We start from the raw sequence: 22,619 nt of genomic DNA, 5'->3' as shown, positions 1-22,619 counted from the left end.
AGCATGCGGGGCCGAAGAGCCGCAGCGATTTTAAACGGTATTGGCACTGGCTCAATCCATGCGTTCCGCGTGTCGGCTTTCAGCTCCCGCAATATCTCGATGTTCTACTCTTCCATGAACCGCCATTGCTTCATCCATCCATGCCCTGGTTGGCGCGAACGCTACTCAAAACTGGAGGGGGCCAGGGTCTCAGGTTAGTTTTCTCAACCGCACCAGGATGGACAAGCCGTGCAAGGTCACCGCATGACTTTCGCGAATGGGTGGTGGCCCCTTAAAAGATCGTCGGCCTCTAAGTTGCGCATTTCTTGCTTATCATGACCTGCTGCACAGCCTGTTGCCGGCCCTTAAGGTCAGCGATCTGCGCTGCAATATTCCCACCTGAAAGTGTTGATGTGGGCAGGCCGAGAAACAACACGCCCACAGCGTCGCCGGTGGCCGCATCATTCTGGGCTTGGGCCGCAGTCGTGTAGGCGTGGTTGAGTTGTTGCTGTTCCTTTGCAAGTTGACCACAGTCGAGATGTGAATAGGTCACTTCCGAAACATAGGCGGGTGCAATCGTTTCGGGACGCTTTGCGCATCCAGTCACGATCAGGGCCGTGACGGCCAAGCAAACGAGAGTCTTCATAATATCCCCCAAAATATAGGTATATAAAAACCTAAAAAACTGGATGAGTCTAGTCAGGTTTCATCTGCGGACTTATGTGTTCATGGTGCAATGAAGGCCGCCAAATCCGCGAATACAAAATTTGGTCCCGCCGCGCATTTTCTGGGCAGCTGACCGGTCGGTTCATCAAAAAAATCATTCGGCAAATAGTGCGTTGTTATGCCTTTGTGCATATTAGTTCTCTATTGATCTGTACTGAGTACCGGGTAGGGCAGGTCCCGTCGGCATGCGGCCGTTATGCTCAGCCCGAGATGTGGATTTTGGCGCTCTGGACGGAGCTGATATGAGCGAACTTGACGAAATAGCTGCGGCAGGCAGCATGGTCCCGGAAGAGCTGGAACTGCGCGACGACGAAAACCGCTTGTCCGCCGAATGGATCGAAGAACTGCGTCAGCGTCTCGCTGATGAGGATTCCGAGGAAATTCATCGTCTGTTCGCCGAATTGCATGCTTCTGACGTCGGTGACGTGCTCGAAGCCATAAGTTCGGATGAGCGTTTTGCGCTTGTCAGCATGCTCGGCACCGATTTTGACTATTCCGCCCTGACCGAGGTTGACGAAGCCGTCCGCCTCGAGTTGATGGAAGTCCTGCCCAATGCCGACATCGCACGCGGCGTTGCCGGACTCGACAGCGATGACGCCGTCTATATTCTTGAAGATCTTGCCGCGCCCGACCGTGATGAAATTCTGGCCCGAATGCCAGCATTTGAGCGCATGTCGCTTAAAAGGTCGCTGGATTTTCCTGAAGAATCCGCCGGGCGGCGCATGCAGTCCGGCTTTATCGCCATCCCGCCGTTCTGGACCGTGGGCCAGACCATCGACTACATGCGTACCGATGACGGGCTGCCCAACGAGTTCTATCAGATCTATGTTGTCGACCCCGGTTTCAATCTTCTCGGCATATTGCCGCTTGACCGGATGTTGCGGGCAAAACGCCCGGTCAAGATCGAAAAGATCATGAACACCAATGTTCTCCAGGTTGAGGCGAGCGAGGATCAGGAAGAAGCGGCACGCCTGTTCCAGCGCTATGACCTGATTGAAGTGGCGGTTGTGGACGAAAGCGCTCGCCTGGTCGGCGTGCTCACCGTCGATGACATCGTGGATGTGATCCACGAAGAGGCGGACGAAGACATCCGCGCCCTGGCCGGTATCGGCGACGAAGAAATTTCAGATAGCGTGTTTGAAGCCGTCAAAAGCCGTGTCACCTGGCTTTTGGTCAATCTGGTGACCGCCGTCCTTGCTTCCGCCGTTATCGGCATGTTTGACGCCACGATAGAGCAAATGGTGGCCCTGGCTGTGCTGATGCCGATCGTGGCTTCGATGGGCGGTAATGCGGGCACCCAGACAATGACCGTCACCGTGCGCGCTTTGTCGACAAGGGAACTGGACCAGTTCAACATCCGGCGCCTGATCACCCGTGAAACGCTCGTTGGCATCGTCAACGGGTTGATCTTTGCGGTGATTATCGGCGTCGTCACCGCAGTCTGGTTCGGCAATATAGCCCTGGGCGGCGTGATTGCGGTGGCGATGGTTATCAACATGGTCGCTGCGGGCATATCAGGTATTCTCATACCGCTTGGCCTGAACAAGGTGGGTGTGGATCCAGCGGTCGCCTCCAGCGCCTTTGTGACGACCGTCACTGATGTTGTTGGTTTTTTTGCGTTTTTGGGTCTGTCAGGTTATTGGTTCGGTCTGCTTTAGCAGGCTGCGGACGATTAACTGCCTTGGCAAAAGCCGGCGCTGGAAGCGCACTTCGATCTTGCAATGCGGCGCGATTGTAGTTAATCAGACGTTACTGAACGGGGGCTCCAGCGCGGGCCATCTCTTGGTGACAGTTTTGTTTATAAGGAGCGTGCATGCGAAGCCAATCTAAGGCCGTATGCTGGCGGGCAGCGAGCTGGACATTTATTGGTCTGATTTCTATCGGATTTGTGGTGTCAGTCGTAGCCGGTGCATAGAGAGAGGGGCCTTTAACGGTTCCCGGATTTTAGTTTCATAAAGGGCGCCCGGCAACGCGGCGCCCTTTATCATGGAAGGTGGGTAAAATGCGGCTGTTGATCGGAAACAAGAACTATTCCACATGGTCCATGCGGCCTTGGCTGGTGCTCAAGCATTTCGCCATTCCCTTCTCTGAAGAATTCGCGCCATTGAGTGGCGAAAAATGGCAGGAAAACCTCCAGGACCGCTCGCCCAGTGGTAAAGTGCCTGTCTTGTTTGATGGCGATCTCGTGGTCACCGAAACCATCGCCATTATCGAGTATATTGCAGACATTCACCCGCATAAGCCCGTATGGCCTGCCGATATTGCTTCGCGGGCCCTCGCGCGCGCTGCCAGTGCGGAAATGCACGCCGGTTTCACCGCACTGCGCAATGCCGCGCCAATGAACTTGCGCGCCTCCCATCCCGGCCGTATCGATTACGCCGAAATCAAAACGGACCTGCGCCGCCTTGAGGTGTTGTGGGGAGAGCTGCTGGCCCGCTCTGCAGGCCCATATCTGTTCGGTTCCTTTTCTGCCGCGGATGCAATGTTCGCGCCGGTTGCTGCCCGCATCCGAACCTATGATTTACCTGTTTCGACGCTCACGAAGAACTATGTCGAGGCAATCTACGATCTGCCTGCCTTCAAGGAATGGCACGAAGAAGCCCTCAAGGAGAGCTGGATCGTTGAGCAGGACGAGATCGACTACATCCAGGGCAAAACCAAATGACCAATCTGATCAAGCTCTGCGTTGGCGTGACCAGCGTCGATGAACTGATCGAACATCGCGAGTATTACAGATCACGCGGGCTTGGCCGGGCCGACGGGCTGAACAGCCACCGTACGCGCATGATGCCGAAACGGCGCGACGAAATTGTGGGCAAAGGGTCGCTTTACTGGGTCATGGGGGGCGCGATTCGTTGCCGGCAGCTGATTGTCGATCTCGAGGCTACAACCGATGCCGAGGGGCGGTCATGTTGTGATATTCTGTTGAAGCCCGAAATTGTGAATACGGTGCCGCAACCCAAACGGCCCTTTCAGGGGTGGCGATATCTGACACCCGCTGATGCACCCGCGGACATCGATCCCGGGGTCGACGAAGATGGTGCTGAGCTGGCGGAAGAGCTTGCGAGGCTGGGGTTGATTTAGAAACACCCCTGTGGATGCCCCATCGTTATTTCTACGGACAGGGGCGCTGAAACCTGTAGCACTGGCGTTAAAGGCAAGACGTATGGGGCTTGTCCGTTTTGCGCCACATTGTAGTGAACAGTTAACATTAATCTTTTGTAAACCATGTGCGCTATTGTGTGGGCTAAGGTCGGCGCGTATGGACGCGCTATATGACATGCGAGGTAGGGCCGGAGGCTATTATGGACCGGGCAAGTGCACATGTGATCGTGCTGGGTAACGAGAAAGGCGGGTCGGGAAAATCGACTACGGCTTTCCACCTGGCTATCTACCTGCTTTATCAAGGTTTCAAGGTTGCTACTGTCGATGTGGACAGCCGTCAGCAAACCTTCACCAGCTATATCCGTAACCGTCGCGAGTGGTCACAGAGCAAGGGATTGCGCGTGCCGCACCCGACTCATTTCCACCTGCCCCTGACGCGCGGCGATTCCATCCGCGAAAACCAGAAGGTCGAATTCGATCTGTTCCGGCAGGCGGTGATGGAGATTGAGCGTGACGTCAATTTCATCATCATCGACACGCCGGGCTTTGACACCCATCTGACCCGGCTGGCGCATTCGTTGGCAGACACGCTGGTGACCCCGCTCAATGACAGTCTTATCGATCTCGATGTCATGGCGCATGTCGACCCGGTGACAGGCGAGCCGCGTGAACTCAGCCATTATGGCCGTTTGGTACAGCGTGCGCGCAAGGAACGCATGGCGATAGATGGCCGCACGATTGACTGGGTGCTGGTGCGGAACCGCATTTCAATGTTGTCGTCGCGCAATATGCGCCTTGTGCAAACGGGCATGGAGCGCACCGCGTTGCGACTGGGCTGCCGGGTTGCTGAGGGGATTGCCGAACGGGTTATTTTCCGCTCGCTTTTCCCGGTGGGGATGACGGTATTCGATCCGCTGGACGAGGATCTTTTAGGTGGATTGCCATCCATGTCGCATATCAGTGCGCGTCAGGAATATCGGCAATTGGTTGACGCCCTGCATCTGCCAATAACCGAACATGTGGACGATATGTCTGGATGGAACCCCTCGGACGAGACGCGCCAGGAACGGGATCACGAGATCGCCTGATTTTTTCTCGGCACCGGCAAGCGCAGGCTTTGCCCACCCTGTCCGGTGCCGGAGAAAATCTGGATAAGCAGGTTAGCTGATATCAGCATTGTCCCGCATTAAAAGCCGCACCGCGCGGCTGTTGCCCGGTGCAAATACGTCAAGGTCAATATCGACACGTGGCTGCAGCATGCGCCGCGTACGAGCCGACAGGGCCATAACTGTGCCCAGCAAATCCGTCACCTTGCGATGGATAGGCTGGTGGTCGAGATTGGTAATCAGCGTATTCATTGCTGAACGACGCACTGCCGGATTGTCCGACGCGTGCGGCGATTTGGCGGCAAAACTTGCCAATTCCTTTAGCGCACTATTGTCGCTCATTTGGGCTACTCCTTACACATGCTCCAAACGTGCTTCCCTTGTGGCTGTCTCGTCGTGCGGATTAACTCTGCATCGCAAGACAGCTCATGTTTTTTTGCTTCAGTTTTTCGCAGATAGTCCGGGCCTGCTCACGGTCGCCAAATCCGGCGAAACGGGCACGGTAGAAGGTCTGGCCATTCTTTTGGGTTGTCTCAACGAATGACCGGAAGTCAGCAAGATTATCGACTTCGGAAACAGCTTCTGTCAGCAGTGACTGGGCACCGCTTTCACTGGCGGACGCCCCAATTTGCACCACCCACGCATTCTGGACAGCCGGCTCTGTGACGCTGCCGCTTGTCAAAAGGTCAATCGCGGCGGGCGCTGCCTGGGTGCTGCCAATGGCGGCGGGTGGGATCAGGCCGCTGTTTGAACCCGGTGTCGGTTCCAGATGCAGGGTCTGACTGATCCATGCGCCGGCAATCGTATTCGGTTTGGGCAGCGGCACGGGCGCGTTCGGATCATTACTGGCAAGCAATTGTGTTGCACCCAGCGCATTGGCCGGTATCAGTTCAATCGGACGCGGTTCCGGTGCGGGAGCTGCCTGGCCGGGATCAAGCATTGCCACGGCAATCGGGGCTGGGAGGGCCGCCGGCAGAACAATGTCGCGACCCGCGGGGCGGGGCATCGGCGTCACCGGCACCGCTGCAAAGCGGATGATGGAGCTGCCGGGGGAAGGCTTGGCAATTTTGGCCTGCGCCACATAGGAGCCGCGGCGTGCCTTGGGCAGGTATGTTTTGACGAGCGAGGCGACTTTGGCGTTGCGGGCCGCGCCAGTATTAAAACCAAAGCCCACGACCACGATGTGCCGGTCGTTCTTGCGCGCTGCGGTGAGAAGATTGTAGCCAGCCGCATTGATGTAGCCGGTCTTGATGCCGTCGACACCGTTTTGGCCGAGCAGATTGTTGTGATTGCCATAGGTGCGCTTGCCGTATCTGAAGCTGCGCGTCTGGAAATACTCGTAGTATTTGGGGAAATGCTGATAAACGGCGATACCAAGCCGTGCCTGGTCGCGTGCCGTGGTGACCTGACCTGAATCCGGCAAGCCTGACGCATTGCGATAGGTGGTGCGGCTCATGCCAAGCGCCTTGGCGGTTTTGGTCATCCGCTCGGCGAACTTGCTTTCCGTGCCCGAAATATTTTCGGCAATGGTCCGGGCAATGTCATTTGCCGAGAGGGTTACCAGCGCGAGGATGGCATCTTCAACCGAGATGGTGGAGCCGGCGCGCAAGCCCAGCTTGGTTGGCACTGCAGCGGCGGCATGTTTGGACACCTTGAGTTTTGACGAGAGTTTCAGATTGCCCGCTTCAAGTTCCTGAAACAGAACATAAAGCGTCATGACCTTGGTCACCGATGCCGGATAGCGCACCGCATCGGCCGCGCTGGCATAAAGCGTCTTGCCGGATTTGGCGTCCACAACAATGCCAGCGTACACACGCCGGTTTGCTGCATCCGCAGGCGACGGCAAAACCGCCAGCGCCATCATGGCCAGAAGGAAAATGACAACTAAACGGTGCGCGAAATCGCGCAGCCCGTACACAGGTTCTGGGGTGATCACCCGATACTCCAACTCAATACTCCCGAACCGATACGCGGTTCGTACGCGTTACAATGGCGCCGGCATTCGAACCCCCATGGCATGCCGACACTTACTCAATGCTGTGTTTCTAGAAGGCGGGCGGTTACAAATCCGTAAAATCCCGCCAATTTAATTCAATAGGCGGTGAACGGATCGTCAATTGGTACTAACTTGGCCCTTAACACTGATCGATTTTTACCTACATAATGGCTTCAAGAAGCTTCCGAACTCTCGAGCCGACGAATTGTCCCATATGCCTGAACTGAATTTGTATCGCGACACGAACCGGACAGAAGACCCGGTCGAACCTTTGCGTCGCCATGTGCCGGCCACAAACGCTGGTAAGGATGACAAGAATGTAGATCAGGGCGATGACGGCACTGGCTTTGAAACCGGTACCGCCACCAAAACCAGACCCAAGACCAAACGACCGAGCATGTATCGTGTCCTGCTGCTCAATGACGACTACACCCCGATGGAGTTTGTGGTCATGATTTTACAGGAGGTCTTCAACCGGTCGAGCGAGGACTCTTGGCAAATCATGATGCACGTCCACAAGCAAGGCGTGGGTGAATGCGGTGTCTATCCTTATGAAGTGGCTGAAACCAAGGTCACTCGTGTCATGGACGCCGCCCGCAAGAACCAGCACCCGCTTCAATGCGTGATGGAAAAGAAATAGGATCGGATTGTAATGCCTTCATTCTCCCGCGGACTTGAAAAAGCACTCCACCAGGCCATGAATTTGGCCCGTGAGCGCGCGCATGAATTCGCGACACTCGAACATTTGCTGCTGGCATTGACCGAAGACCGGGACACGATCTCGGTGTTGACCGGTTGTGATGTTGATATTGAATCCCTCAAGGCGGATCTTGAGGAGTTCATCGATGACGAACTCGACAGCCTGATTGTGCCCAATGGGCAGGATGCCCGCCCCACTGCGGCTTTTCAGCGGGTCATTCAGCGTGCCGTGATCCACGTCCAGTCCTCAGGACGGGAAGAAGTCACCGGTGCCAATGTACTTGTTGCCATTTTCGCCGAGCGCGAAAGCCATGCAGCCTATTTCCTTGAACAGCAGGAAATGACACGGCTGGATGCGGTGAATTTCATTTCACATGGCATCACCAAGTCAGGCCTTGGTGAAACGCGCCCCGTTCAGGGTGCCGAGAACGAGGCCGGGCAGGGTGACGAGGGTGAGCGCGGTAACCAGCCGAGCTCTGCCTTGCAGGACTTTTGCGTCGATCTCAATGAAAAGGCCAAGGCCGGCAAGATCGATCCGTTGATCGGACGCGATTCAGAACTGCGCCGCACCATTCAGGTCCTCTGCCGTCGGTCGAAGAACAACCCGATTTACGTTGGCGACGCCGGTGTGGGTAAAACGGCCATTGCTGAAGGGCTTGCCCGCAAGATCGTTGAAGGGGACGTGCCCGAAGTGCTGCGCGAAACCATCATCTACGCGCTCGACATGGGCTCTCTGCTGGCCGGAACCCGTTATCGCGGCGATTTCGAAGAGCGCCTCAAGGCGGTGATGAAAGAGCTGGAAAAGCACGACAATGCTGTGCTGTTCATCGATGAGATTCACACGGTGATCGGCGCTGGTGCCACCTCGGGCGGCGCGCTGGATGCCTCGAACCTGTTGAAGCCGGCTTTGGCTTCCGGGGCGATCCGCTGCATTGGCTCCACCACGTACAAGGAATACCGCCAGTTCTTTGAAAAGGACCGGGCCCTGGTCCGGCGTTTCCAGAAGATTGACGTCGCCGAACCCACTGTGCCGGACGCTGTCGAGATCGTGAAAGGGCTGAAGCCGTATTTTGAGGCCTATCACAAGATCACCTATACCGATGATGCCCTCAAGGCAGCGGTTGAGCTGTCGGCCCGCTATATCAATGATCGCAAACTGCCGGACAAGGCTATCGATGTGATCGACGAGAGCGGGGCCAGCCAGATGCTGGTGCCCGAGGACAAGCGCAAGAAGGTGATCGAAGTCGAAGACATCGAAGCCACCATTGCCACCATGGCCCGCATCCCGCCACGTTCGGTTTCCAAATCCGATGGCGAATTGCTGGCTGGGCTTGAAACCAATCTCAAGCGCGTGGTGTTCGGTCAGGATCTGGCGATTGAAGCCCTGTCATCGGCCATTAAGCTGGCCCGTGCCGGCCTGCGTGAACCGGAAAAGCCTATCGGCTCCTACATGTTCACTGGCCCCACCGGCGTCGGCAAGACCGAAGTCGCCAAGCAGCTCGCCGATACACTCGGTGTGGAACTGCTGCGCTTCGACATGTCCGAATATATGGAGCGGCACACCGTGTCGCGCCTGATCGGTGCGCCCCCGGGCTATGTCGGCTTTGATCAGGGTGGCCTGCTGACCGATGGTGTTGACCAGAACCCGCATTGTGTGGTGCTGCTCGACGAGATCGAAAAGGCTCATCCCGATCTGTTCAACATCCTGTTGCAGGTCATGGATCATGGCAAACTGACCGATCACACCGGCAAGACGGTTGATTTCCGTAATGTCATTCTGATCATGACCTCCAATGTGGGGGCCATGGAACTGCAGAAGGCACCGATCGGCTTTGGCCGCAAGCGCGAGCAGGGGGATGACGAGGAAGCCATCAACCGCATGTTCACGCCCGAGTTCCGCAACCGGCTCGATGCGATTATTTCCTTTGGCCAATTGCCGCCCGAAGTCGTGCGTCAGGTCGTCGAGAAATTCGTGCTGCAGCTGGAATCCCAGCTGGCCGAGCGCAATATCACGATCACGCTGACGCCAGAGGCGGCAGACTGGCTTGCCCGCCGCGGTTATGACGAACGCATGGGTGCCCGCCCACTGGGTCGCGTCATTCAGGAGCACGTCAAGAAGCCGCTGGCCGAGGAAGTCTTGTTCGGCCAATTGGTGGATGGTGGCACCGTGACTGTTGCGGTGGTGGGTGAGGGCAATGATGCCCAGCTTGAGCTGGTGGCCGTGCCACCAACGCCGGCCCGTCCCAAGGCTGTGCGCAGCGCCAAGAGTGGCACAAAGACCGCGACAAAGGCGAAAGCCAAGCCAAAGACGACCTCGCGCAAGCGCCCGTCCAAGACATCGCAGGAAAAAAGCTGATCGTTCCGATCTGCTTGCATAAAAAAAGGCCGGTCATTTGACCGGCCTTTTTGTTTTCAGTGTGTGGCCAAGGGAGCCTTGAGCCGTTCAGGTTTTGCTGAAAACCCCCTTCGTCATCGCGAGGCGCGCAGCGCCGTGGCGATCCAGAGCAATGAGCGCTGGTGTCAGTAGCTCTGGATTGCCGCGCGCCTTTGGCGCTCGCAATGACGGCGCAGTGATGAGGGGAAAGCCGTAAAAGCGCTAAAGCGCCGCAGCGATCTGTTTGGCCTGATCCGCCAGAACGTCATTATCGGCCATGTCTCCGCTATGCGGTTTCAATGTGACACCCTCATACATCGGAATAATATGAAAGTGCAGGTGGAATACCGTCTGCCCCGCCACCGCTTCATTGAACTGGGCGATGCGAATGCCATCAGCATTCATCGCCTTTTTTACAGCCTTTGCGATGTCTTGTACCCGCTCTATGGTCGTCGCCAGAACAGCAGGGTGCGCATCCAGAAGATTACGTGACCCTGTTCTTGGCACCACCAGCGTGTGGCCGCTGGACTGCGGCATCACATCCATGAAGGCGAGCACGTCATCGTCTTCATAGACGCGGTGGCAGGGAATCTCGCCACGGAGAATCTTGCCAAAAATATTATCGGGATCATAAGCGTCCATCATCCATCTCCTCAAATTCTGCCAACTGGTGCCACTGGCTCCGGGGGCTGTCAATCGTCGCTGTCGGTGCGGTTGCCGCGCCGGAACGGCGCGAAATGCATCAACACTTCCTGATCCTGCAGCACGGCCAGTTTTTCCCGTGTCAGATAATCCGCAATAGCCGCTCTCAGGCCCGCATGCTCGATCCAGTGGATCGAGCGGGTAACACTGGGTGCGTAGCCACGGGACAGTTTGTGTTCGCCCTGAGCCCCGGCCTCGACGGTTTTGAGACCATGCGCAATAGCGTAATCGATGGCCTGATAATAACAGAGCTCGAAATGCAGGAAGGGTACGTGCCGCGAACACCCCCAATTGCGGCCATAAAGCACGTCTTTGCCCGCAAAATTAAGTGCGCCGGCAATCGCCTCGGTGCCGTCATAGGCAAACATGAGCACGATGCGGTCTGCCATTGCGTCAGAGAGCAGGGAGAAGAACTGGCGGTTGAGATAGGGCTGTCCCCATTTGCGGTTGCCTGTGTCCATGTAAAAATCGAAAAACGCATCCCAATGCGCCTCGGTCAGGTCGCCGCCAGTGACCCACTCGGTCCTTAAACCATCGGCGAGCGCATCCCGGCGTTCCCGCCGGATCAGTTTGCGCTTGCGCGAGGCGAGCGTGGCCAGAAAGGCCTCGAAATCGGAGAACCCGTCATTGTGCCAGTGAAACTGGGTATCGTGGCGGGTCAGCCAGCCACTGGATTCGGCTACTTCTTCCTCGACCTCTGAGACAAAGGTTGCGTGGGCGGAAGATGCGCCCAGTCTTGTCGTCAGCTGTGCAGCTGCGTCGAGCAAGCCGCGCCTGATGGCAGGATCGTTGGATGGCACCAGTAGCTTGGATGCGGTCGCCGGGGTGAACGGCACCGCTGATTGCAGTTTCGGATAATAATTGCCGCCCGCACGCATATAGGCATCAGCCCAGGCATGATCGAACACATATTCGCCCTGAGAATGGGATTTGAGGAACAACGGCATGAGGCCGACAGGTTCGTCATTCGCCGCAATCACGATATGTTGCGGTTGCCAGCCCGTGCGGGCGGTGGCGCTGCCTGACTGTTCCAGCGCAAGAAAGAAGGCGTGCTCGTGAAACGGATTGTCGGGCCGTCCGTCGGTTGCCGGCACAAGCGCGTTCCATACAGCCTCGGGAATGGATTCCGTGGATGCGTGAATGGTCGCGGTTAGTGTTGGTTCAGCCACTTTTGGGGATATAGCCTTCGAATGTTATCTGGTCGCAGTTTTCAAGTGCGATGTCAGCATCTGCCTGTGATGTTATCGTCCATGTGACGACAGGGAAACCCAGTGTCTTGAAAAGCCGCACGGCAGGCAGATCCAGCGACTTTTGATGGCAATCGATAAACTCGAACCCGGTCAAAGGGTAATGCAGCAGGTGTCGTAAACAGAAGCGCTGCAAGGGAGACAGCGTCTTTCGTACATAGTCGTTCTTGAACCGTTCAACAAGAATGCCACGGGGGCCTTTGAAACCGTGCTGGCGCAGGTCGCGCAAAATGCGGGGGCTGAATGAAATCACCGATACCGGTCCTGCGTAATCGCGCAACATCGCGGCGCTCACCGCGGCCAGATCGGCATCGCGCCCATCAACCTGACGCTTCAGTTCAATGGCAAAGCCCACGCGTCCATCGACTAGTTCCAGCATTTCATCAAGACGCAGAATTCTATCGCCCGCAGCGCTGCTTTTCAGGGGCGTCTGGCCCAGTTCGGCCGCACTCAGGGCACTGACAGGGCCTTTCAGCTCGGTTAGACGGTCCAGAACGTCATCGTGAAACACCATTGGGATGCCGTCCGCCGACAATTGCAGGTCGCATTCAATGGGATAGCCATGCTCCACCGCCAAACGAAAAGCGGTGGCGCTGTTTTCCGCAACACCATTGGCCAGATCATGCAACCCGCGATGGGCTACGGGTGCATTGAGAATATCTGTTACGGATGGCACGTTCAGACCTCGACAATCGCCTCGATTTCCACCGCTGCGCCGAAGGGCAGGGAGGCAACACCAAAGGCGGCGCGGGCATGACGTCCCTTGTCACCCAAAACCGCAACCAGCAAATCCGAGGCGCCATTGGCCACCAGGTGCTGTTCGTTGAACTCAGGTGTTGAAGCAACGAGAACCGTCAGCTTGACCACACGCTTGATCTCATCGAGCGGCACGCCCGCGCTATTGGCGATATGCGAGAGGATGGTGACTGCGCAATACGACGCCGCTTTCTGGCCAGCTGCAACGTCCACATCTTTGCCCAGAGTGCCCTTGATCACACCATTCGCGTCAGCTGAAATCTGTCCTGAGACATAAAGCATGTCCCCAATCCGGTTCACCGGCACATAATTGGCGGCCGGTGCGGCGGGCTTTGAGAGTTCATGGCCAAGATCTTTGAGTTTTGCTTCAGCGCTCACGACGAATCCTTTTTTTCTTCATTTATGTCCGGAACATCATCACCAGGGCCGCGATAAAGCTTGCCCCGGATTACCGCGTCCCGGCCGAATTTACTGCGCAACCGGTCCATGGCGCGCTCTGCTGCCGACTTGCGGGCAATAACGGGTTCCAGCAAATCGACCGGATCGTCGCCTGTGGCCGCCTCCAGGCCGGAAACGCCGATGCCGATCAGGCGAAATGCTGTGCCGTCTATTTCCCGTGCCAGCAACTGCACGCCATTATCATACAGAGTATGCACCAATTGTGACGGGATCATCAGGTGCCGCGAGCGGGTGCGCAAGCGAAAATCGGCGGTCTTCAGCTTCAGCGTCACTGTGTCCCCAACCAGGTTCTTCGCTTTCAGCCTTTCGGACAGCCGTTCGCACAAGGCCAGCAGTTTTGTCGACAAATTGTCGAAATCGGCAATGTCGGTGAAAAATGTGGTTTCGCTGCTCACCGTCTTCATCGGGTCATTGGAATGCACCTGACGGGTGTCCTCGCCCTGCGCCAGTCGCCCCAGCCGGGCACCGATTTCCCCATAGCGCCGAATCAGATCGTCAGCCGGGTGTTGCTGTAATTGCCCGATGGTCAGAAAACCGTCCCGGCGCAGCTTTTCGGTAAAAACCTTGCCGACGCCATAAATCATGCTGATCGGTTTGGGGGCAAGAAAGGGCAGGGTTTCGGCCTTCCCGATAATGGCAAAGCCACGCGGCTTGTCGAGATCAGAGGCGATCTTGGCCAGAAACTTGTTATGGCTGAGGCCAACCGAGATGGTGACCCCGATCTCCGTTTCAACGCGTTTTGCAAACCGGGCCAGCATTTCCGCAGGCGATGCCTTGTGCAGGGCGGCCGTGCCGGTCATGTCGAGAAAAGCTTCGTCGATTGAGAGGGGCTGAACCAGAGGGGTCATTTCGTCCATCAACGCTCTGATCTGCCGGCTGACAGCAACATATTTGGCCATGTCGGGTTTGATGAATACCGCATCCGGGCAGAGGCGTTTCGCCGTGACCGAGGGCATGGCCGAGCGGACCCCGCTTTGCCGGGCGATATAGCAGCAGGTGGAAACGACACCGCGGGTGCCGCCACCAATTATCAGTGGTTTGTCCGCAAGTTCTGGCCGGTCACGTTTCTCGACTGTCGCGTAAAATGCGTCACAGTCCACATGCGCGATGCTTAGTGCAAAAAGCTCATCATGGCTGATCACGCGCGGCGATCCGCACTGGTGGCAGCGTTTTGGCGCCGGCACCTGGTCTCCGTGCGTTCCGCAATCGCGACAAAGGTGCCCGCGCGTCGGCATGCTAATAATCGGGATTGAGACGGTGCCAGGCGCGCATGAACCGCTCGGCACTGATCCCGGAATTGGCACACATGGCGAGAAGAGCCGACTCATTCTGGGCAAAATAATCGAACATGCCCAATGCGAAGCTTTTGCTGCCCACCGCCTGTCGCAAAGCGCCGCTATCCAGTCCGGCATGGGTCATGAAGCGTCCCAGTTCTTCCGGATCGCTGATGAGATAGGCAAGGCAAGCTTCCGCCAATGCTTCGCTTTCACCGGACTCAATCTGGAAATCGTTCATCGCATCGGCCTCATTTGAGCTTTCGTAATACTATAAGTTGATGATAGCCAACAGATGAGAGAACCAAACTTTTAAGCTGCGACATACGCAGCAGGACGAGGACGCATGGCTAAGACGGTAATGATCGTGGAAGATAATGAGCTGAACATGAAGCTCTTTCATGATCTGCTGGAATCAAGAGGATATGCAACCATCCAGACCCGCAATGGCATGGAAGCACTGGAGCTTGCCCGCGCGCATCACCCTGACCTGATTTTGATGGATATCCAGTTGCCTGAGGTTTCAGGCCTCGTGGTGACCAAATGGCTCAAGGAAGATGACGAACTCGCACCGATCCCGGTCATTGCTGTCACGGCCTTCGCCATGAAAGGTGATGAAGAGCGGATTCTGCAGGGCGGTTGTGAGGGCTATATTTCCAAGCCCATTTCGGTGCCTCACTTTTTGGAAACCATTGAAAGCTATATTGGTCCGGCGAGTTAAGGTTCTGCCTGTTTTTTTGTAATGCGTATTCAGGGGGTAGCCAATGACAGCCCGTGTGCTGATCGTTGACGATATTCCAACCAATGTAAAACTGCTCGAGGCGCGCCTCGCAGCGGAATATTTTGAGATCGTCACCGCTTTTTCCGGGGCTGAGGCCCTTGCGATCTGCGAAGAGGGCGGCATCGATCTGGTTTTGCTCGATGTCATGATGCCCGAAATGGATGGGTTTGAAGTGTGCCGCCGGCTCAAGGCGAACCCGCGCACCTATCATATCCCCGTTGTGATGGTCACGGCGCTGGATCAGCCTTCTGATCGTGTGCATGGACTGGAAAGCGGCGCAGACGACTTTCTCAACAAGCCGGTGGATGACGTGCAGCTGATGGCGCGGGTGAAAAGCCTCGTTCGCCTCAAGGCTCTGACCGACGAGTTGCGCTCCCGCGCCATGACCGGACAACAGCTCGCAATCGAGGATTCCATGCGCATGATGGATACCATCAGCGCAGATGGTGGCGATATCCTGATTATCGACAATGATATTCGTCACGGACAGCGCCTGCAGGAAGCCCTGGCGCAAACCCACCGGGTCGACGTGTTGACCAACCCCGCCGATGCGGTGTTGCAGGTCGCTGAAAAGGCCTATGACCTGGCACTGGTCAGCATGGCGCTGGGAGATTTTGACCCTTTGCGTGTCTGCTCACAGGTGCGCACCGGTGAAAAGAGCCGCCAATTGCCGATTATTCTGGTTGCCGAAGAGACCGACCGGCCGCAGCTCGTGCGCGGGCTTGAACTGGGTGTCAATGATTTCATCATGCGCCCCGTGGAGCGCAATGAACTGTCCGCGCGTGTCCGCACCCAGATTCGGCGGCATCGTTATGCAATGGAATTGCGCCAGAGTGTCACCGCCACCATGCAGCTGGCCGTGGTTGATGAACTGACAGGGCTTTATAATCGCCGGTATTTTGATCGTCATCTCGCGCTCATGCTGGAAAAGGCACAGGAGCAGGAGCGGGATATGGCGGTGATGATGCTCGACATCGATTACTTCAAGGCGGTCAATGATTCCCATGGGCATGACGCCGGTGATGCCGTGCTGCGTGAATTCGCAGCACGCCTGCAACGCAATATCCGTGGCGTCGATCTGGCTTGCCGTTTCGGCGGTGAGGAATTTGTCGTGCTGATGCCGGACACCGATTACGCGCAGGCGCAAAACGTGGCTGAGCGGGTGCGGCAGGCTGTGGCTGATTTTCCGTTTGTGGCCGGAACCAAAAAGCCTCTACCGGTCACGGTCAGCGTGGGGGTTGCCCTCAATGAGAGCCATGCCGATGTGCCAGAGACAATGCTTAAGCGTGCCGACATCGCGCTTTATGCCGCCAAAAGCCAGGGGCGCAACAGAGTAGTTTTCGATGCGGCTTAAAGCTCGTGAAGCGCTACCAGGTTACGTAAGTTTCCGAAGAAATATCGTTAGCCGGTAAGCTTAACGCTTTATCATTAATGCCAAAATGCCCCCGGCATAACTCAGAATTACTTGCGTTCTGGACTGGTGCGAGTAGGTTCGGCTCAACAAAAGCGGCACACAATTTCACGTGCGCTTTAACGCCAAACCCTACGGTTTTTCTCAGGTCCGCCGCAACTCCTGGGTCCGTAGGGGGCTGGTCCGGTTTCGGATAGAGTGGCCTCTTCGACATGCCGTTCCGGACCAGCCACTCTCACAGCAAAAAACCCCGCTTCCGAAGAAGCGGGGTTTTTTGTATTCTCATCTCTCAGGAAGGGCGATTGAAACGACAATCCCGAGAAGCGAAAGCCTAGATCTATTTGATCTTGGCTTCCTTGAATTCAACATGCTTGCGGACGACGGGGTCGTATTTCTTCATCGCCATCTTTTCAGTCATGGTACGTGAGTTTTTCTTGGTCACGTAGAAGAAGCCGGTATCAGCGGTGGATACGAGCTTGATTTTGACAGTGTTAGCCTTGGCCATTTTCAAATCCTGAAACAGTAAGCCGCGCGGACAAACGCGCGGCGCTTCGAATGAGTTGGGCGCAAACTAGTGATTTGCGCCCAAAAGTCAAGCAATGCAATTGGGGCGGTCGCTTAGGCGGCTTTGCGGTTGGCCGGATCAAATCCGTGCATACGCACAGCCCATTGCAGCGCCACCACAGCGCCCTTGATGGATGGCAGCATGGCAAGCGGCATGACAATCGCCAAAGGCACCAATATCGCCATATAGACCATGGGGTTGACCGTCCACGTCATTTCCATGTGGAGCATGACGCCGACCAGGATATGACCAACAATCAGAATCGCAATATAGGGCGGCAGGTCGTCGGCACGGTGATGGCTGAATTCCTCGCCACAATTTGCACAATGATCTTCGACCTTGAGATAGGCGCGAAACAGTTTGCCTTCGCCGCAATTGGGGCATTTGCAAGCCATGCCGCGCACAAGCGCGGGCCAAACAGGGCGATGGTCGACAGCGGTTTTCACAGTCACGGACATGAACTACTTCTTTCTGCGCTTGCCGCGGGAAAAAGATGGCTTTCGTCTGCCACCGCGTCCCCCCGGCGGGGTAACCCGTTCCCCTTCAGATAATAGCTCAAAACGCAAAGCGCCAGCCACGGGCGCTGCTTCCAATAGACGCACCGTTACATTCTCGCCCAACTGGAAGCGTTCGCCGGTGCGTTCGCCGATCATTGCCTGCTGTTCCTCGACATAGCGGTAATAGTCGCTGCCAAGGGTTGAGGCGGGAATAAAGCCGTCCGCGCCGGTATCGCTGAGGCGCACAAACAGGCCTGATTTGGTCACGCCGGAAATCCGGCCCTCGAACTTTGCCCCCATATGCCCGGCCATATATTGCGCCAGCAAACGGTCATTGGTTTCACGTTCCGCCAGCATGGCCCGGCGTTCGGTGGTCGAAATATGCTGGGCAATACCCGGCAGCCCGGCGGCATCCTCAGGATTGGAGCCGTCCTTGCCCAGTTTGAGCGCGGTGATCAGCGCCCGATGCACGATCAGATCGGCATAGCGCCGGATCGGCGAGGTGAAATGGGCATAGCGGTCGAGATTAAGCCCGAAATGGCCGAAATTCTCCGCCGAATATTCCGCCTGCGCCTGTGAGCGCAATACCATTTCGGAGACCTGCTCGGACTTGTTGCTGTCCTTGGCCTTGCGCAGCACTTCATTGAAATGGGTCGGGCGCACCGCATCCGATTTCGAAAACGACATTTTCAGCGACGACAGAAAATCCCGAAGCGCAATCAGCTTTTCGCGGCCCGGCACATCATGCACGCGATAGAGCAGGGGCATATGCTGGCGTTCCAGCGTTTCCGCCGCGCACACATTGGCCGCGATCATCATTTCCTCAATCAGGCGATGCGCTTCCAGCCGGGGCGGCACATGCACGCGCTGCACCGTGCCATCCTCATTGAGGATGATCTTGCGCTCGGGCAGGTCCAGATCGAGCGGTCCGCGCTTGTCGCGTGCCGCCGCCATGGCGCCATAGGCGGCCCAGAGCGGGGTCAGGATCGGTGTAACCAGTGGCGCTGTCACATCATCCGGCTTGCCGTCCATCGCAGCCTGTGCCTGTTCATAGGCCAGTTTGGCAGCCGAACGTATCGTTACCCGGTGAAAACTGTGGTCGCGTTTGCGCCCATCGGAACCAAAAACCATGCGCACGGCCATGGAAGGGCGGTTCTCGCCCTCGCGTAGCGAACAGAGGTCATTGGAAATCCGCTCCGGCAGCATCGGTACCACCCGGTCGGGAAAATACACCGAATTGCCGCGCAGATAGGCTTCCTTGTCGAGCGCCGAGCCGGGGCGGACATAGGCCGCCACATCGGCAATCGCCACGTAAACCACATGGCCGCCAATATTCTTCGGATCGGTATCGGCCTCTGCATAGATCGCGTCATCATGATCTTTGGCGGAAGCCGGATCAATGGTGACGAACGGCATGTCCCGCCAGTCTTCGCGGCCCTTGAGCCCCACGTCCTTCACCGCTTCGCTCTCGGCAATCACCGAATCGGGAAAGCGATAGGGAATTTCCAGATTATGCAGCGCGATCATCGACACAGCGCCCTCGCTGGCCGGGTTGCCAATGACATTGGTCACCTTGGCCCGTGGCAGCATCAGCCGGCCCGAAAGCGTCACATCCACCTCAACTAGGTCGCCATCCTTGGCGTCACCCAGGTCTCCCTGCGGAATGCGCATTTCCTTCTGCTTGCGATCAACGGGCACCAGACGCGCCCCATCATCGTCCATGCGCACAATCCCGATATGCCCGCTCCGGGGCTTGTCGAGGATTTTCATCGCCTGGCCGGTATAGCGCGGCGGCATGGCTTCATCGCTGGTAATGCGCGCCAGAATACGGTCGCCGGGGGCCGGTGCCACCCGTGCATTCTTGGGGGTCTCAATATTGACCAATGGTCTCGGCCCGTCTTCCGCCTCGTTCCAGCTGGCTGGAAAGGCGATCATGGCTTCGGGATCGGCTTCGGTAGGAATTTCAAGAACAGTGACCGAGGGCAGTTCTGCCGCCCGGCGCAAAGTCTTGCGTGAGCGGGCAATCAGCCCCTCGTTTTCCATGTCACGCAGCAGGAGCTTGAACGGGGTGCGCATGTCACCGCGCACACCAAAGACCCGCGCCAGATCGCGCTTGCCCTTGACGCTGGGTTCATTGGCCAGCGCGTCCAGAATGTCCTCACGGCTGGGCAAGGCGCCGGGCGCAACCTGGCGCGATTTGCTCACGTGGTTCCGCCGGGGTGTTGGCTTACCATTGGATTTAACTGGAGGTCGGGCCATTCACCATTCTCAGGCACTCGCCTTTTTGGCCTTGGTGGCCTTTGGTTTAGCAGCAGCTTTGGGTTTTGCTGCAGCTTTGGGTTTGGCTTTTGCCTTGGCTTTCGGCTTTGCCTTCGCCTTGGTCTTGCCGCCCTTGGCCGCGATCAGCTCAAGCGCCTGCTCAAGTGTCACATCCTCGGGCTTCATGTCCTTGGGCAGGGTCGCGTTGATCTTGGCGTAATTGACATAAGGGCCATAGCGCCCGTCACGTACGGTAATCGCCCCGCCATCGGGATGATCGCCAAGGGCTTTCACTACCGCCGGTGTTGAGCCACGACGCCCGCCACCGGCCGCCTTGGCCGCCAACAGGTCAACGGCGCGGTTCAGCCCGACGGTGAACACTTCTTCCACATCCGGCAGATTGGCGTATTTGCCATCATGCAAGACGAACGGGCCATAACGACCAATCCCGGCTGTAATCGCGGTCCCTGTTTCAGGGTGCGCGCCGACTTCGCGGGGCAGCGCCAACAATTTCAGCGCCTTTTCCATGTCGATCGAGGCCGGTTCCCAACCCTTGGGCAGGCTGGCGCGCTTGGCTTCCTTGCCATCGCCCAATTGCAGATAGGGACCAAAGCGGCCGGTCTTCAAGAAGATCATCTCGCCGGTTTCAGGATCCGCGCCGATTTCGCTATCGCCTGCGGTAGCTTCCGATTGCCCGGTCGCACTATCGGACAATTGCGCCGTATGGCGGCATTCTGGATAGTTCGAGCAGCCGATAAACGCGCCATATTTGCCCAGCTTGAGCGACAATTGCCCCTCGCCGCAGGTCGGGCAAAGCCGGGGATCGGATCCGTCTTCCTTGGCCGGGAAGATATGGTGGCCAAGCATTTCATTGAGCGCGTCGAGGACCTCGGACACGCGCAAATCCTTGATTTCCGCCGTGTGGCTGGAGAAATCTTCCCAGAAATCACGCAGAACATCCTTATAGGCGATCTCGCCCGCGGACACCTGATCGAGCTTTTCTTCAAGTCCCGCTGTGAAGCCAAACTCCACATATTTGGTGAAGAAGCTTTCAAGGAATGCGGTAACAAGCCGGCCCCGGTCTTCGGGGATTAGGGCACGCTTTTCCAGCCGCACATAATCGCGGTCCTGCAAAACCGAAATCGTTGCGGCGTAAGTGGAAGGACGGCCAATGCCGAGCTCTTCCATCTTTTTGATCAGGCTGGCTTCGGTAAAACGCGGCGGCGGCTGGGTGAAATGCTGCTCAATATCGCACTTCTCGAGGGCCGGGGTGTCGCCGACATTGATCGGCGGCAATTCACGGCTGTCCTCATCTTCGTCGGTCTTGTCCGTAGAAGCTTCGACGCCATAAAGCGTGAGAAAGCCGGGAAAGGTCACCACAGAACCAACGGCGCGCAGGGTAACCTCGCGGCCCGGGGTCTCAACTGCAATGTCGGCGGTTGTGCGCTCGATTTCGGCAGCCTTCATCTGGCTGGCCAAAGTCCGGCGCCAGATCAACCCGTAAAGCTTGAGCTGGTCGGCATCAATTTTGAGCTTGTCCGGGTGCACCATCATATCGGTGGGACGGATCGCCTCGTGCGCCTCTTGCGCGTTCTTCGCCTTGGACTGATAAATCCGCGGCTTTTCAGGCAGATACTCAGCGCCAAATACCGAAAGGATTGCGTCCCGCGCCATTGTGATGCCCTCAGGCGCCATCTGCACGGCGTCTGTACGCATATAGGTGATACGGCCATCCTCGTAGAGCCGCTGGGCGATCTGCATGGTCCGCGAGGGCGAGAACCCGAGGCGGCTCGACGCATCCTGCTGCAGGGTCGACGTGGTGAAAGGGGCGTAAGGGTTGCGTTTGGTCGGCTTTTTGTCGACGCTGGCTACCTTGAATTTTCCGGCTTCAATCGCCTTTTTTAGTGCGGCGGCATCATCGCCATTGGCAATGTCCAGCTTGTCGCTCTTCTTGCCGTCAACAGCGTAAAGCCGGGTCTCGAAAGGCTTGCCCTTTTCGATAAGGGTTGCCAGCACGCTCCAGTATTCCTGCGGCTTGAACCGTTCGATCTCGGTTTCCCGGTCACAGACCAGCCGCAATGTCACCGACTGGACACGCCCTGCCGAACGGGAACCCGGCAGCTTGCGCCACAGGATGGGTGAAAGCGTGAAGCCCACCAGATAATCGAGCGCCCGGCGCGCCAGATAGGCATCGACCAGCGGCGCATCGATATCACGCGGATGCAGCATCGCCTCGGTTACCGCATTCTTGGTAATCGCATTGAACACGACGCGCTTGACCGGCTTGTCCTTGATAAGTTTCTTGGCATGCAAAACATCGAGAACGTGCCAGGAAATAGCTTCTCCTTCACGATCCGGATCGGTCGCGAGGATGATTTCGTCGGCATTTTTTACCGCTCCGGAGATTTCTGCCAGTCGTTTCTTGGAGGCCGAATCAACTTCCCAGGACATGGCAAAGTCTTCATCCGGCCGGACCGAACCATCTTTCGAGGGCAGGTCGCGAACGTGACCGAAACTGGCATAGACCTCATAGTCATTGCCCAGATATTTGTTGATTGTCTTGGCCTTGGCCGGACTTTCAACGATGACGACTTTCATGCCAAAAACACTCCGAAGAACAAATGCACGCCGAAAATCGGCATGTCGAATCAGCGCTGCCAAACGGGGACAGGGCCGGATCAAT

21 protein-coding genes are annotated in these 22,619 nt (G+C 57.0%); 8 read left to right on the top strand and 13 right to left on the bottom strand.

Features of this window, described 5'->3' with window-relative positions; genetic code table 11:
* Nucleotides 1–289 precede the first annotated feature (289 nt).
* A complete protein-coding gene (locus L1P08_RS04450) occupies nucleotides 290–625 on the bottom strand; it encodes a hypothetical protein (protein ID WP_303618799.1) in 336 nt (111 codons plus the stop codon).
* A gap of 322 nt (nucleotides 626–947) precedes the next feature.
* On the opposite strand from L1P08_RS04450, the gene mgtE reads away from it, so the two are divergent.
* From mgtE to L1P08_RS04430, 4 genes are all read left to right on the top strand, one after another.
* A complete protein-coding gene (gene mgtE / locus L1P08_RS04445) occupies nucleotides 948–2,363 on the top strand; it encodes a magnesium transporter (RefSeq protein WP_303618798.1) in 1,416 nt (471 codons plus the stop codon).
* Between the two features lie 344 nt (nucleotides 2,364–2,707).
* A complete protein-coding gene (locus tag L1P08_RS04440) occupies nucleotides 2,708–3,370 on the top strand; it encodes a glutathione S-transferase family protein (RefSeq protein ID WP_303618797.1) in 663 nt (220 codons plus the stop codon).
* Nucleotides 3,367–3,789: a DUF1489 family protein gene (locus L1P08_RS04435; RefSeq protein WP_303618796.1), complete on the top strand. Its 423-nt coding sequence runs from the start codon at nucleotides 3,367–3,369 to the stop codon at nucleotides 3,787–3,789. Before L1P08_RS04440 ends, L1P08_RS04435 begins: the two co-directional genes overlap by 4 nt.
* A gap of 221 nt (nucleotides 3,790–4,010) precedes the next feature.
* On the top strand, nucleotides 4,011–4,898 hold the full coding sequence (locus L1P08_RS04430) for a division plane positioning ATPase MipZ (protein WP_303618795.1): 888 nt from the start codon (nucleotides 4,011–4,013) through the stop codon (nucleotides 4,896–4,898).
* Nucleotides 4,899–4,970: 72 nt separating this feature from the next.
* On the opposite strand, the gene L1P08_RS04425 is transcribed toward L1P08_RS04430, so the two are convergent.
* The gene (locus L1P08_RS04425; protein WP_303618794.1) at nucleotides 4,971–5,258 is read right to left on the bottom strand and encodes a hypothetical protein; all 288 of its coding nucleotides are present in this window, start codon (nucleotides 5,256–5,258) and stop codon (nucleotides 4,971–4,973) included.
* Between the two features lie 61 nt (nucleotides 5,259–5,319).
* The gene (locus L1P08_RS04420) at nucleotides 5,320–6,852 is read right to left on the bottom strand and encodes a D-alanyl-D-alanine carboxypeptidase (protein ID WP_303618793.1); all 1,533 of its coding nucleotides are present in this window, start codon (nucleotides 6,850–6,852) and stop codon (nucleotides 5,320–5,322) included.
* A gap of 274 nt (nucleotides 6,853–7,126) precedes the next feature.
* Here L1P08_RS04420 and clpS point away from each other — a divergent pair, with 274 nt between their 5' ends.
* Both clpS and clpA read left to right on the top strand, forming a co-directional pair.
* A complete protein-coding gene (gene clpS / locus L1P08_RS04415) occupies nucleotides 7,127–7,552 on the top strand; it encodes an ATP-dependent Clp protease adapter ClpS (protein ID WP_303618792.1) in 426 nt (141 codons plus the stop codon).
* A 12-nt stretch (nucleotides 7,553–7,564) separates the two neighbouring features.
* Nucleotides 7,565–9,967 (top strand): ATP-dependent Clp protease ATP-binding subunit ClpA, encoded by a 2,403-nt coding sequence (gene clpA / locus L1P08_RS04410; RefSeq protein WP_303618791.1) that lies wholly within the window; start codon nucleotides 7,565–7,567, stop codon nucleotides 9,965–9,967.
* 240 nt (nucleotides 9,968–10,207) lie between these two features.
* Here clpA and L1P08_RS04405 read toward each other — a convergent pair whose 3' ends face one another.
* From L1P08_RS04405 to L1P08_RS04380, 6 genes are read right to left on the bottom strand one after another with little or no spacing between them, the layout of a single operon-like run.
* Nucleotides 10,208–10,630 carry an HIT family protein gene (locus L1P08_RS04405; protein WP_303618790.1) on the bottom strand — a complete coding sequence of 141 codons (423 nt, stop codon included), beginning with the start codon at nucleotides 10,628–10,630 and terminating at the stop codon, nucleotides 10,208–10,210.
* A 47-nt stretch (nucleotides 10,631–10,677) separates the two neighbouring features.
* A complete protein-coding gene (locus L1P08_RS04400) occupies nucleotides 10,678–11,856 on the bottom strand; it encodes a GNAT family N-acetyltransferase (RefSeq protein WP_438268437.1) in 1,179 nt (392 codons plus the stop codon).
* Nucleotides 11,849–12,610, bottom strand: coding sequence for a glycerophosphodiester phosphodiesterase family protein (locus L1P08_RS04395; protein ID WP_303618789.1), 762 nt, complete (start codon nucleotides 12,608–12,610; stop codon nucleotides 11,849–11,851). The genes L1P08_RS04400 and L1P08_RS04395 overlap by 8 nt, the downstream gene beginning before the upstream one ends.
* Before the next feature lie 2 nt (nucleotides 12,611–12,612).
* On the bottom strand, nucleotides 12,613–13,068 hold the full coding sequence (locus L1P08_RS04390) for a RidA family protein (RefSeq protein WP_303618788.1): 456 nt from the start codon (nucleotides 13,066–13,068) through the stop codon (nucleotides 12,613–12,615).
* Nucleotides 13,065–14,384 (bottom strand): DNA polymerase IV, encoded by a 1,320-nt coding sequence (locus L1P08_RS04385; RefSeq protein WP_303618787.1) that lies wholly within the window; start codon nucleotides 14,382–14,384, stop codon nucleotides 13,065–13,067. Before L1P08_RS04385 ends, L1P08_RS04390 begins: the two co-directional genes overlap by 4 nt.
* Nucleotide 14,385: 1 nt before the next feature.
* Nucleotides 14,386–14,664: a DUF3572 family protein gene (locus L1P08_RS04380; RefSeq protein ID WP_303618786.1), complete on the bottom strand. Its 279-nt coding sequence runs from the start codon at nucleotides 14,662–14,664 to the stop codon at nucleotides 14,386–14,388.
* 105 nt (nucleotides 14,665–14,769) lie between these two features.
* Here L1P08_RS04380 and L1P08_RS04375 point away from each other — a divergent pair, with 105 nt between their 5' ends.
* The gene (locus L1P08_RS04375; protein WP_303618785.1) at nucleotides 14,770–15,144 is read left to right on the top strand and encodes a response regulator; all 375 of its coding nucleotides are present in this window, start codon (nucleotides 14,770–14,772) and stop codon (nucleotides 15,142–15,144) included.
* Nucleotides 15,145–15,187: 43 nt separating this feature from the next.
* Nucleotides 15,188–16,558 (top strand): PleD family two-component system response regulator, encoded by a 1,371-nt coding sequence (locus L1P08_RS04370; RefSeq protein ID WP_303618784.1) that lies wholly within the window; start codon nucleotides 15,188–15,190, stop codon nucleotides 16,556–16,558.
* A 394-nt stretch (nucleotides 16,559–16,952) separates the two neighbouring features.
* Here the strand turns inward: L1P08_RS04370 and rpmG are convergent, their stop codons facing one another.
* From rpmG to topA, 4 genes are all read right to left on the bottom strand, one after another.
* A complete protein-coding gene (rpmG, locus tag L1P08_RS04365) occupies nucleotides 16,953–17,120 on the bottom strand; it encodes a 50S ribosomal protein L33 (RefSeq protein ID WP_303618783.1) in 168 nt (55 codons plus the stop codon).
* Nucleotides 17,121–17,233: 113 nt separating this feature from the next.
* Nucleotides 17,234–17,638 (bottom strand): DUF983 domain-containing protein, encoded by a 405-nt coding sequence (locus L1P08_RS04360; protein WP_303618782.1) that lies wholly within the window; start codon nucleotides 17,636–17,638, stop codon nucleotides 17,234–17,236.
* Between the two features lie 3 nt (nucleotides 17,639–17,641).
* The gene (gene rnr / locus L1P08_RS04355; RefSeq protein WP_438268436.1) at nucleotides 17,642–19,936 is read right to left on the bottom strand and encodes a ribonuclease R; all 2,295 of its coding nucleotides are present in this window, start codon (nucleotides 19,934–19,936) and stop codon (nucleotides 17,642–17,644) included.
* A 9-nt stretch (nucleotides 19,937–19,945) separates the two neighbouring features.
* Nucleotides 19,946–22,534 (bottom strand): type I DNA topoisomerase, encoded by a 2,589-nt coding sequence (topA, locus tag L1P08_RS04350; protein WP_303618780.1) that lies wholly within the window; start codon nucleotides 22,532–22,534, stop codon nucleotides 19,946–19,948.
* Between the last annotated feature and the right edge of the window lie 85 nt (nucleotides 22,535–22,619).

The organism is Mariluticola halotolerans, from assembly GCF_021611515.1.
GTDB classification, from domain to species: Bacteria; Pseudomonadota; Alphaproteobacteria; order Rhizobiales; family Devosiaceae; genus Mariluticola; species Mariluticola halotolerans.
This window is presented reverse-complemented; position numbering and strand designations above follow the sequence as displayed.